The organism is Citrobacter sp. CK194 (genome assembly GCF_030333395.1).
GTDB classification, from domain to species: domain Bacteria; phylum Pseudomonadota; class Gammaproteobacteria; order Enterobacterales; family Enterobacteriaceae; genus Citrobacter_B; species Citrobacter_B koseri.
Genome location: NZ_JAOWGA010000019.1, coordinates 496762 through 509450, shown reverse-complemented (window position 1 = coordinate 509450; position 12689 = coordinate 496762). Strand labels below are relative to the sequence as shown.

Here is a 12689-nt window from a genome sequence, read left to right as displayed (position 1 = left end):
TATTCTCCTTCAGCATAAACGCTATTCAAACGCCGCGCCTTGCTTTCATATTCCAGTTGTCGGGATTACAACATTTCGTTAAAGTCACGCCCCTTCTTCACTGGCATGGGGATTATTAAGGTGTTTATTGGTTTTGACTACGGCACGGCAAACTGTTCCGTTGCCGTCATGCGCGACGGGCAACCGCAGCTGCTAAAAATGGAAAATAACAGCACGCTGTTGCCCTCAATGCTTTGCGCCCCGACGCGTGAAGCCGTCAGCGAGTGGCTGTACCGCCATCACGCGGTTCCGGCGACGGATGACGAAACGCAGGCGCTGTTGCGGCGCGCAATGCGCTACAACCGTGAAGAAGATATTGAGGTCGGCGCAGGCAGCGTGCTGTTCGGGCTGGCTTCGCTGAGCCACTACATTGACGACCCGGAAGAGGTTTACTTCGTTAAATCGCCAAAATCCTTCCTCGGCGCTAACGGCCTAAAACCGCAGCAGGTTGCGCTGTTTGAGGATCTGGTTTGCGCGATGATGTTGCACATCCGTCATATGGCGCAAACGCAGTTGCCGGAAAGCATCACGCAGGCGGTGATTGGTCGACCAATTAACTTTCAGGGGCTGGGTGGCGACGAGGCCAACCGCCAGGCGCAAGGCATTCTGGAGCGCGCGGCAAAACGCGCCGGTTTTCAGGATGTCGTCTTCCAGTTTGAACCGGTTGCGGCGGGTCTGGATTATGAAGCCACGTTGCAGGAAGAGAAACGCGTACTGGTGGTGGATATTGGCGGCGGGACGACCGACTGTTCATTGCTGCTGATGGGGCCGCAGTGGCATCAGCGCGCTGACCGCGCCTCCAGCCTGCTCGGGCACAGCGGCTGTCGCGTGGGCGGTAACGACCTGGACATCGCGCTGGCGTTTAAACACCTGATGCCGTTGCTGGGCATGGGCGGCGAAACCGAAAAAGGCATCGCATTGCCGGTTCTGCCGTGGTGGAACGCTGTCGCGATCAATGATGTTCCCGCACAAAGCGATTTCTACAGCAGCGCCAACGGTCGCCTGCTCAACGAGCTGGTTCGGGACGCCCGCGATGCGGATAAAGTCGCGCTGCTGCTTAAAGTCTGGCGTCAGCGCCTCAGCTATCGTCTGGTACGCCGCGCGGAGGAGAGCAAAATCGCCCTGTCCGGGCAGCCCGATATCCTCACCACGCTGCCGTTTATCAGCGATGAGCTGGCGACGTCTATCAGTCAGCAGGGGCTGGAAGCCGCGCTGAGCCAGCCGCTGGCGCGTATTCTGGAGCAGGTACAGCTGGCGCTGGACAATGCGCAGGAAAAACCGGATGTCATCTATCTGACCGGCGGCAGCGCGCGCTCACCGCTGATCAAAAGTGCGCTGGCGGAGCAGTTGCCGGGCATTCCGATTGCTGGCGGCGATGACTTCGGTTCCGTCACCGCCGGTCTTGCGCGCTGGGCGGACGTCGTATTTCGTTAACCGCCTCGCAAAGGCCGACGTCATTCAGACGAATCCAGACAGTGTTTCATAATTCCTCCATTTTTCTCCCGTTATGGATGACTAAACTAGTATCATTCCGCGAAACGTTTCAGGATGAGAAACTTATAACGATGAAAGGCAGTAAAAAATCCCGCTGGGTGATAGCAATCGTGGTCGTTGTGACGGCCATTGCCGTGTACGGGTTCTGGCATAGTCGCAGCGAAACCCAGGGGAATGCGCCGGGCGCTAACGAACATGCGCAACGTCAGGCTGGCGCAGGACGTCGCGGCATGCGTTCTGGCCCGCTGGCGCCGGTTCAGGCGGCCACCGCAACGGAACAAGCCGTACCACGCTATCTGACCGGGCTGGGCACGATCGCTGCCGCCAATACCGTCACGGTACGCAGCCGCGTGGATGGTCAACTGATGGCGCTGCACTTCCAGGAAGGACAACAGGTCAAAGCGGGCGAACTGCTGGCGGAAATCGATCCCAGCCAGTTTAAAGTCGCCTTAGCGCAAGCGCAGGGGCAGCTCGCGAAAGACAAAGCCACGCTGGCGAATGCCCGTCGCGATTTAGCGCGCTATCAACAGCTGGTGAAAACCAACCTTGTCTCCCGCCAGGAGCTGGACGCGCAACAGGCGCTGGTCAGCGAAACAGAAGGCACCATTAAGGCCGATGAAGCCAGCGTCGCCAGCGCGCAGTTGCAGCTTGACTGGAGCCGCATCACCGCACCGGTAGAGGGTCGCGTGGGGTTAAAACAGGTGGATGTCGGTAATCAAATCTCCAGCGGCGATACCACAGGCATTGTCGTTATCACCCAGACACACCCAATCGATCTGATTTTTACCTTGCCGGAAAGCGATATCGCCACCGTCGTACAGGCGCAAAAAACGGGCAAAACATTGACCGTTGAAGCCTGGGATCGCACTAACTCACAGAAATTAAGCGATGGCGTACTGCTCAGCCTGGACAACCAAATCGACGCCACGACCGGCACCATCAAAATCAAAGCCCGTTTTAACAACCAGGATGACGCGCTGTTCCCTAACCAGTTTGTTAACGCCCGCATGCTGGTCGACACGCAGCAAAACGCGGTGGTGATACCGACAGCGGCCGTGCAAATGGGTAACGAAGGCCACTTTGTCTGGGTGCTAAATGATGAGAACAAAGTCAGCAAGCATCTGGTTAAACCGGGTATTCAGGACAGTCAGAACGTGGTAATCAGCGCCGGGCTGTCGGCAGGCGATCGCGTCGTGACGGACGGGATCGATCGTCTGACGGATGGGGCGAAAGTCGAAGTGGTGGAAGCGCAAGCGCCTGCGGCGAAAGAAGATAAAGCCACGAATCGGGAATACGGTAAGAAAGGAGTGCGCTCCTGATGCAGGTGTTACCTCCTAGCAGCACAGGCGGCCCGTCGCGCCTGTTTATTATGCGCCCTGTCGCGACCACGCTGCTGATGGTGGCGATTTTACTCGCCGGGATTATCGGTTACCGCTTCCTGCCCGTCGCCGCATTGCCGGAGGTGGACTACCCCACCATTCAGGTGGTAACGCTCTACCCCGGCGCCAGCCCGGATGTGATGACCTCCGCCGTCACCGCGCCGCTTGAACGCCAGTTCGGGCAAATGTCCGGCCTGAAACAGATGTCGTCACAAAGTTCCGGCGGCGCATCGGTTGTGACGTTGCAGTTCCAGCTGACTCTGCCGCTGGATGTCGCCGAGCAGGAAGTACAGGCCGCCATTAACGCGGCCACAAACCTGCTGCCGAGCGATCTGCCTAACCCGCCGGTATACAGCAAAGTTAACCCGGCAGATCCACCGATCATGACGCTGGCCGTCACCTCAACCGCCATGCCCATGACGCAAGTGGAAGATATGGTGGAAACCCGGGTGGCGCAGAAAATTTCCCAGGTTTCCGGCGTAGGGCTGGTCACGCTGTCCGGCGGCCAACGCCCGGCCGTGCGTGTGAAGCTGAATGCGCAGGCGATTGCCGCGCTGGGGCTTACCAGCGAAACGGTTCGCGCCGCCATCACCAGCGCTAACGTCAACTCGGCGAAAGGGAGTCTTGATGGCCCAACTCGCGCGGTCACGCTCTCTGCTAACGATCAGATGCAGTCCGTCGATGAGTATCGCCAGTTAATCATCGCCTGGCAGAACGGCGCGCCGGTACGTCTGGGCGATGTGGCAACGGTCGAACAAGGCGCGGAAAACAGCTGGCTTGGCGCGTGGGCCAATAAAGAACAGGCCATTGTGATGAATGTGCAGCGCCAGCCTGGCGCCAACATTATCTCCACGGCGGACAGCATTCGTCAGATGCTGCCGCAGCTTACGGAAAGTCTGCCGAAATCGGTCAATGTCACCGTGCTGTCGGATCGCACCACCAACATTCGCGCTTCCGTTACCGACACCCAGTTCGAGCTGATGCTGGCGATTGCGCTGGTGGTGATGATCATCTACCTGTTCCTGCGTAATGTCCCCGCCACAATCATTCCGGGCGTCGCCGTGCCGTTATCGCTGATCGGCACTTTTGCGGTAATGGTCTTTCTCGATTTCTCGATCAATAACCTGACGCTAATGGCGCTGACCATCGCCACCGGCTTCGTCGTGGACGACGCGATTGTGGTGATTGAGAACATTTCGCGTTACATCGAGAAAGGGGAAAAACCGCTGGCGGCGGCGCTCAAAGGCGCTGGCGAAATCGGCTTTACCATTATTTCATTAACCTTCTCGCTGATTGCGGTACTGATCCCGCTGTTATTCATGGGCGATATCGTCGGGCGTTTGTTCCGCGAATTTGCGGTCACGCTGGCGGTAGCGATCCTGATCTCCGCCGTCGTGTCGCTGACCCTGACGCCCATGATGTGCGCCCGGATGCTCAGCCAGGCGTCGCTGCGCAAGCAAAACCGCTTCTCCCGCGCGGCGGAAAAAATGTTTGATCGCGTCATTGAGAAATACGGTCAGTGGCTGGCAAAAGTGCTCAACCATCCGTGGCTGACGCTGAGCGTGGCGCTCGGCACCCTGCTTCTCAGCATCATGCTGTGGGTCTTTATCCCGAAAGGGTTCTTCCCGGTGCAGGATAACGGCATTATTCAGGGCACATTGCAGGCTCCGCAATCCAGCTCGTTCGCCAGCATGGCCCAGCGCCAGCGCCAGGTGTCTGATGTGATTTTAAAAGACCCGGCGGTAGAAAGTCTGACCGCCTTTGTCGGCGTTGATGGCACCAACCCGGCGCTGAACAGCGCGCGTCTGCAAATTAACCTTAAACCGCTGAATGAACGTGACGATCGGGTGCAGAAAGTCATCGCCCGCCTGCAACACGCCGTGGCGAAAGTGCCCGGCGTCGATCTCTACCTCCAGCCAACGCAGGATCTCACCATTGATACTCAGGTGAGCCGCACGCAGTACCAGTTTACGCTACAGGCCACCTCACTGGATGCGCTCAGCACCTGGGTGCCGCAGCTGATGGAAAAACTCCAGCAGCTTCCGCAGCTTTCTGACGTCAGCAGCGACTGGCAGGACAAAGGTCTGGTGGCGTATGTGAACGTTGACCGCGACAGCGCCAGCCGTCTTGGCATCAGCATGGCGGATGTCGATAACGCCCTGTATAACGCCTTTGGCCAGCGCCTGATTTCGACCATCTACACCCAGGCGAATCAATATCGCGTCGTGCTGGAACATAACACCGACACCACGCCAGGGCTGGCGGCAATGGACACCATCCGTCTGACCAGCAGCGACGGCGGGATTGTGCCGCTTAGCGCCATCGCCAAAATCGAGCAGCGTTTCGCGCCGCTTTCCATTAATCACCTGGATCAGTTCCCGGTAACGACCTTCTCGTTTAACGTGCCGGATAATTATTCGCTCGGCGATGCGGTACAGGCCATTCTGGACACGGAGAAAACGGTCAACCTGCCAGTCGATATCACCACCCAGTTCCAGGGCAGCACGCTGGCCTTCCAGGCTGCGCTCGGCAGCACCGTCTGGCTGATCGTGGCGGCAGTGGTGGCGATGTATATCGTGCTTGGCGTGCTGTACGAAAGCTTTATCCACCCAATCACGATCCTCTCCACCCTGCCAACGGCGGGCGTCGGGGCGCTGCTGGCGCTCATGATTGCCGGTAGTGAACTGGACGTGATTGCCATCATCGGGATCATTTTGTTGATCGGCATTGTGAAGAAGAACGCTATCATGATGATCGACTTCGCCCTGGCCGCCGAGCGCGAGCAGGGAATGGCGCCGCGTGATGCGATTTTCCAGGCCTGTTTGCTGCGTTTCCGCCCGATTCTGATGACCACGCTGGCGGCACTGTTAGGCGCACTGCCATTGATGTTAAGTACCGGCACAGGCGCGGAATTACGCCGCCCGTTAGGGATTGGCATGGTAGGCGGCCTGCTGGTCAGCCAGGTCTTAACCCTGTTCACCACGCCCGTCATCTATCTGCTGTTTGACCGCCTGTCGCTGTATGTGAAAAGCCGCTTCCCCCGCCAGGAAGAGGAGGCGTAAATGAAATTTTTCGCCCTTTTCATTTACCGCCCGGTGGCGACTATTTTAATCTCCATCGCCATTACGCTCTGCGGCGTGCTGGGTTTCCGGTTATTGCCGGTCGCCCCGCTGCCGCAGGTGGATTTTCCGGTCATTATGGTGAGCGCATCGCTTCCGGGCGCTTCGCCGGAAACCATGGCGTCGTCGGTCGCCACGCCGCTGGAGCGTTCGCTCGGACGCATCGCGGGGGTCAGTGAGATGACCTCCAGCAGCTCGCTGGGCAGCACGCGAATTATCCTTCAGTTTAACTTTGACCGTGATATCAACGGCGCGGCGCGTGACGTGCAGGCGGCAATTAATGCCGCACAGAGTCTGCTGCCCAGCGGGATGCCCAGCCGCCCGACCTACCGTAAAGCCAACCCGTCCGACGCGCCGATTATGATTCTGACGCTCACATCGGACACCTGGTCGCAGGGAGAGCTGTATGACTTCGCCTCAACGCAGCTGGCGCAGACAATCGCGCAAATTGACGGCGTCGGCGATGTGGATGTCGGCGGCAGTTCGCTGCCCGCCGTGCGCGTGGGGCTTAACCCGCAGGCGTTGTTTAATCAGGGCGTATCGCTGGATGACGTGCGCAGCGCCATCAGCAATGCCAACGTGCGTAAGCCGCAGGGCGCGATCGACGACAAGACTCATCGCTGGCAGGTTCAGACAAATGATGAACTGAAAACGGCGACGGAATACCAGCCGTTGATTATCCACTACAACAACGGCGCCGCCGTGCGTCTGGGCGATGTCGCCACGGTAACTGACTCGGTGCAGGATGTGCGTAACGCCGGGATGACCAACGCCAAACCGGCGATTTTGCTGATGATTCGCAAGCTGCCGGAAGCCAATATCATCCAGACAGTAGACAGCATTCGCGAGAAGCTCCCGGAATTACAAACGCTGATTCCCGCCTCAATTGACCTGCAAATCGCTCAGGATCGTTCCCCGACGATTCGCGCCTCGCTGGAGGAAGTGGAGCAAACGCTGGTTATTTCCGTTGCGCTGGTCATTCTGGTGGTCTTTTTATTTCTGCGCTCCGGGCGCGCAACGTTGATTCCTGCCGTTGCGGTTCCCGTGTCGCTGATTGGCACCTTCGCCGCAATGTACCTGTGCGGTTTTAGCCTGAACAACCTGTCGCTGATGGCGCTGACTATCGCCACCGGGTTTGTCGTCGATGACGCCATTGTGGTGCTGGAAAATATCTCCCGCCATCTTGAAGCCGGCATGAAGCCCTTGCAGGCGGCGCTTCAGGGAACGCGCGAAGTTGGCTTTACGGTGCTCTCCATGAGCCTCTCCCTGGTGGCGGTATTCCTGCCGCTCTTGCTGATGGGGGGATTGCCCGGAAGATTATTACGCGAGTTTGCCGTCACCCTTTCGGTGGCGATCGGCATCTCGCTGCTCGTCTCGCTCACGCTAACCCCCATGATGTGCGGCTGGATGCTGAAGTCCAGCAAGCCTCGCGAGCAGACGCGAAGCCGCGGCTTTGGCCGTCTGCTGACTGGCCTGCAACAAGGGTACGGCACATCGCTGAAATGGGTGCTAAACCATACGCGGCTGGTGGGCGTCGTCTTGTTGGGCACCATTGCGCTGAATATCTGGCTCTATATTTCCATCCCCAAAACCTTCTTCCCCGAACAGGATACGGGCGTACTGATGGGCGGCATTCAGGCTGACCAGAGTATTTCGTTTCAGGCGATGCGCGGCAAACTTCAGGACTTTATGAAGATCATTCGCGACGATCCGGCGGTCGACAACGTGACCGGCTTCACCGGCGGTTCGCGGGTCAACAGCGGGATGATGTTTATTACGCTGAAATCACGCGGCGAGCGCCATGAAACGGCGCAGCAGGTTATCGACCGGCTGCGGGTCGCACTGGCAAAAGAGCCGGGCGCAAACCTGTTTCTGATGGCGGTACAGGATATCCGCGTCGGCGGGCGGCAGGCTAACGCCAGCTACCAGTATGCCCTGCTGTCTGATGATTTAAGCGCGCTGCGAGAATGGGAGCCGAAAATCCGTAAGGCGCTGGCGGCGCTCCCCCAACTGGCGGACGTTAACTCCGATCAGCAAGATAACGGCGCGGAGATGAACCTGATTTACGACCGCGAAACCATGTCCAGGCTGGGGATCGACGTGCAGGCCGCCAACAGTCTGCTGAATAATGCCTTCGGTCAACGGCAAATTTCCACCATCTATCAGCCGATGAACCAGTATAAGGTTGTGATGGAGGTTGACCCACGCTATACCCAGGACATCAGCGCGCTGGAGAAGATGTTCGTCATTAACAGCGACGGGAAGGCGATTCCGCTCTCTTATTTTGCAAAATGGCAGCCCGCCAATGCACCGCTGTCAGTGAATCACCAGGGGTTGTCCGCCGCCTCGACTATCGCGTTTAACCTGCCTACGGGCACGTCGCTGTCCGAAGCGACGGAAGCCATCAACCGGGCGATGACACAGCTTGGCGTACCGTCAACGGTGCGCGGCAGTTTCGCCGGAACGGCACAGGTTTTCCAGGAGACGATGAATTCGCAGGTGATTCTGATCCTGGCGGCGATCGCGACGGTCTATATTGTGTTGGGGATATTGTATGAAAGTTATGTTCATCCGCTGACCATCCTCTCTACCCTCCCCTCCGCAGGCGTGGGGGCGCTACTGGCGCTGGAGCTGTTCAATGCCCCGTTCAGCCTAATCGCGCTCATCGGGATCATGCTATTAATTGGCATTGTGAAGAAAAACGCCATCATGATGGTCGATTTTGCGCTTGAGGCGCAGAGAAACGGCAACCTGACGCCGGAACAGGCGATTTTCCAGGCCTGCCTGCTGCGTTTTCGCCCAATCATGATGACCACGCTGGCGGCGCTGTTTGGCGCGCTGCCGCTGGTTATCTCCGGGGGCGATGGTTCAGAGTTACGTCAACCATTAGGGATTACGATCGTGGGCGGACTGGTGATGAGCCAGCTGCTGACGCTCTATACCACCCCGGTGGTCTATCTCTTTTTCGACCGTCTGCGGCTGCGTTTTTCACGTAATAATAGCCAACCGGAATCCATAACAGAGCCATGACAGAACTTCCTGACAGCACACGCTGGCAACTCTGGATTGTGGCATTCGGCTTTTTTATGCAATCGCTGGATACCACAATCGTCAACACCGCGCTTCCCTCTATGGCGCTCAGTCTGGGGGAAAGCCCGCTGCATATGCACATGGTCGTGGTTTCCTATGTACTGACCGTGGCGGTAATGCTGCCTGCCAGCGGCTGGCTGGCGGATAAAGTCGGCGTGCGTAATATCTTCTTTACCGCCATTGTGCTGTTTACGTTGGGATCGCTATTTTGCGCCTGGTCCAGCACGCTGAATGAACTGGTGCTGGCGCGCGTTTTACAGGGCGTGGGCGGCGCCATGATGGTGCCGGTCGGCAGACTGACGGTCATGAAGATCGTTCCGCGCGAACAATATATGGCGGCGATGACCTTCGTCACGCTGCCCGGTCAGGTCGGGCCGCTGCTCGGCCCGGCGCTGGGCGGTATTCTGGTCGAGTACGCCTCCTGGCACTGGATTTTCCTGATTAACATTCCGGTCGGCATTGTCGGGGCGATTGCGACGCTCATGCTGATGCCGAATTACACCATGCAAACCCGGCGCTTCGATCTTTCAGGGTTCCTCCTGCTGGCCGTCGGCATGGCGGTACTGACGCTGGCGCTGGACGGCAGCAAAGGCACAGGGCTCTCGCCTCTCTCACTGGGCGCACTGGTGTTGTGCGGCATCCTGGCGATTGCGCTCTACCTGAAACACGCCAAAAACAATCCGCGCGCGCTGTTTAGTCTGGCGCTGTTTCGCACCCACACCTTCTCGCTGGGCCTGTCTGGTAGCTTCGCCGGGCGCGTCGGGAGCGGCATGCTGCCCTTCATGACGCCGGTCTTTTTGCAGATTGGTCTGGGGTTCTCGCCGTTTCATGCCGGGTTGATGATGATCCCGATGGTACTCGGCAGCATGGGAATGAAACGTATCGTCGTACAGGTGGTAAACCGCTTTGGCTATCGTCGCGTACTGGTCTCCACCACCCTCGGCCTGTCGCTGGTCAGCCTGCTGTTTATGAGCGTCGCGATGCTTGGCTGGTATTACGCCCTGCCCTTTGTGCTGTTCCTGCAAGGCATGGTCAACTCCACCCGTTTTTCATCCATGAACACCTTAACGCTCAAAGATCTGCCCGATGAACTCGCCAGCAGCGGCAACAGCTTGCTGTCCATGATCATGCAACTGTCGATGAGTATTGGCGTGACCATCGCCGGGCTGCTGCTGGGCATGTTTGGTCAACAACATATCGCGGCCGACAGCGGCGCGAGCCACACGGTGTTTATGTATACCTGGCTGTGCATGGCCCTGATTATCGCGCTGCCCGCACTCATCTTCGCCCGGGTGCCGAACGACACGCATAAAAACGCCGTCATTTCACGACGCAAAAGGAGCACGCAATGAAGTTCTGGCGGCCCGGTATTACCGGCAAATTGTTTCTGGCGATTTTCGCCACCTGCATTGTCTTGCTGATCAGCATGCACTGGGCCGTACGCATCAGCTTTGAGCGTGGGTTTATCGACTACATCAAACATGGCAACGAACAGCGGTTGCAGATGCTCGGCGACGCGCTGGGCGAGCAGTATTCGCTGCACGGCAACTGGCGTTTTTTACGCAATAACGATCGCTTCGTTTTCCAGATCCTGCGCTCTTTTGAGCATGACAACGACGATAACAAACCCGGCCCCGGGATGCCGCCTCATGGCTGGCGAACCCAATTTTGGGTCGTCGATCAACACGCCAATGTGCTGGTCGGCCCGCGAGCGCCAGTCCCGCGTGACGGCACCCGCCGGGCTATTCACGTAAACGGTGTGGAGGTTGGCGCGGTGATTGCCTCTCCCGTTGAGCGACTGACGCGCAATACCGATATTAATTTTGATAAGCAACAGCGCCGTACAAGTTGGCTGATCGTGGCGTTGTCGACTCTGCTGGCGGCGCTGGCAACGTTTCCGCTGGCGCGCGGGTTGCTGGCGCCCGTTAAGCGGCTGGTGGAAGGCACGCACAAACTGGCCGCAGGCGACTTCACGACGCGCGTAACGCCGACCAGCGCGGATGAACTGGGTAAACTGGCGCAGGATTTTAACCAGCTCGCCAGCACGCTGGAAAAAAATCAGCAAATGCGCCGCGATTTTATGGCGGATATCTCCCACGAACTGCGCACGCCGCTGGCGGTATTGCGCGGTGAGCTGGAGGCTATCCAGGACGGAGTCCGCCAGTTTACGCCCGAATCGGTGGCCTCGCTCCAGGCTGAAGTCGGCACGCTCACCAAGCTGGTTGACGATCTGCATCAGCTTTCTATGTCCGATGAAGGCGCGCTGGCGTACCAGAAAACATCGGTGGACCTGATTCCCCTGCTGGAGGTGGCGGGCGGCGCGTTTCGCGAGCGCTTCGCCAGCCGTGGGCTGACGTTACACTTTTCCCTTCCTGACAGCGTAATGGTATTCGGCGATCCGGATCGTCTGATGCAGTTATTCAATAATCTGCTGGAAAATAGTCTGCGCTACACCGACAGCGGCGGCAGCCTGCACATTTCCGCCGAGCAGCGCGACAACATGCTGCTGTTAACGTTCGCCGATTCCGCGCCCGGCGTTCGCGATGAGCAGTTACAAAAACTGTTTGAACGTTTCTACCGCACGGAAGGCTCCCGCAACCGCGCCAGCGGCGGGTCCGGTCTGGGACTGGCGATTTGCGACAATATCGTACAAGCGCATAATGGTCGTATTCGGGCGTCCCATTCGCCTTTTGGCGGGCTTAGCATTACAGTAGAGTTACCGCTGGAACGCGATTTACAGAGAGATGTATGACTGAGTTACCCATTGATGAAAACACGCCACGTATTTTAATCGTGGAAGATGAACCCAAGCTGGGACAACTGCTGATCGACTATCTGCGCGCCGCAAGCTATGCCCCCACGCTAATCAGTCATGGCGATCAGGTATTGCAGTATGTGCATCAAACACCGCCAGACCTGATCCTGCTGGACTTAATGTTGCCAGGTACGGACGGCCTGACGCTGTGCCGGGAAATTCGCCGTTTTTCTGACGTACCCATTGTGATGGTCACGGCAAAGATTGAAGAGATCGACCGCCTGCTTGGGCTGGAGATTGGCGCCGATGATTACATCTGTAAACCTTACAGCCCCCGTGAGGTGGTCGCCCGCGTGAAAACGATTTTGCGCCGCTGCAAGCCGCAGCGTGAGCTGCAACAGCTGGACGCGCAAAGCCCGCTGATTGTCGATGAAGGCCGTTTTCAGGCATCCTGGCGCGGCAAGATGCTCGACCTGACCCCCGCAGAGTTTCGCCTGTTGAAAACGCTGTCTCACGAGCCGGGGAAAGTCTTCTCCCGCGAGCAGCTGCTTAATCATCTCTACGATGATTATCGCGTGGTGACGGACCGCACCATTGACAGCCACATCAAAAACCTGCGCCGCAAGCTGGAATCGCTGGACGCCGAACAGTCGTTCATCCGTGCGGTATACGGCGTCGGGTATCGCTGGGAAGCGGATACCTGCCGGATTGCATAAGTCACGCCTGCAATAGCCGGATGACGCTCCGCTGATCCGGCCGACAAATAAGAGCGTTGTCGGCCAGAGAAGGCGCTACGCCGCCATCCGGCGTTTT

The 12689-nt window shown here is 58.1% G+C and carries 7 protein-coding genes; all 7 read left to right on the top strand.

What is annotated here, in order from left to right; all coding sequences use genetic code 11:
* Window positions 1-120 precede the first annotated feature (120 nt).
* The 7 genes from yegD to baeR all read left to right on the top strand — a co-directional run bounded on the left by yegD (window position 121) and on the right by baeR (window position 12592).
* Window positions 121-1473, top strand: a complete 1353-nt coding sequence (gene yegD / locus OGX80_RS18465) for a molecular chaperone (RefSeq protein ID WP_115182322.1) — start codon at window positions 121-123, stop codon at window positions 1471-1473.
* Between the two features lie 131 nt (window positions 1474-1604).
* Window positions 1605-2852 carry an MdtA/MuxA family multidrug efflux RND transporter periplasmic adaptor subunit gene (locus OGX80_RS18460; RefSeq protein WP_115181417.1) on the top strand — a complete coding sequence of 416 codons (1248 nt, stop codon included), beginning with the start codon at window positions 1605-1607 and terminating at the stop codon, window positions 2850-2852.
* A complete protein-coding gene (gene mdtB / locus OGX80_RS18455; RefSeq protein WP_012131683.1) occupies window positions 2852-5974 on the top strand; it encodes a multidrug efflux RND transporter permease subunit MdtB in 3123 nt (1040 codons plus the stop codon). The genes OGX80_RS18460 and mdtB overlap by 1 nt, the downstream gene beginning before the upstream one ends.
* Window positions 5975-9061, top strand: coding sequence for a multidrug efflux RND transporter permease subunit MdtC (mdtC, locus tag OGX80_RS18450; RefSeq protein ID WP_115181416.1), 3087 nt, complete (start codon window positions 5975-5977; stop codon window positions 9059-9061).
* Window positions 9058-10473: an MFS transporter gene (locus OGX80_RS18445; RefSeq protein ID WP_115181415.1), complete on the top strand. Its 1416-nt coding sequence runs from the start codon at window positions 9058-9060 to the stop codon at window positions 10471-10473. Before mdtC ends, OGX80_RS18445 begins: the two co-directional genes overlap by 4 nt.
* Window positions 10470-11873, top strand: a complete 1404-nt coding sequence (gene baeS, locus OGX80_RS18440) for an envelope stress sensor histidine kinase BaeS (RefSeq protein WP_047462573.1) — start codon at window positions 10470-10472, stop codon at window positions 11871-11873. The genes OGX80_RS18445 and baeS overlap by 4 nt, the downstream gene beginning before the upstream one ends.
* On the top strand, window positions 11870-12592 hold the full coding sequence (gene baeR / locus OGX80_RS18435; protein WP_012131679.1) for an envelope stress response regulator BaeR: 723 nt from the start codon (window positions 11870-11872) through the stop codon (window positions 12590-12592). The genes baeS and baeR overlap by 4 nt, the downstream gene beginning before the upstream one ends.
* Window positions 12593-12689 lie beyond the last annotated feature (97 nt).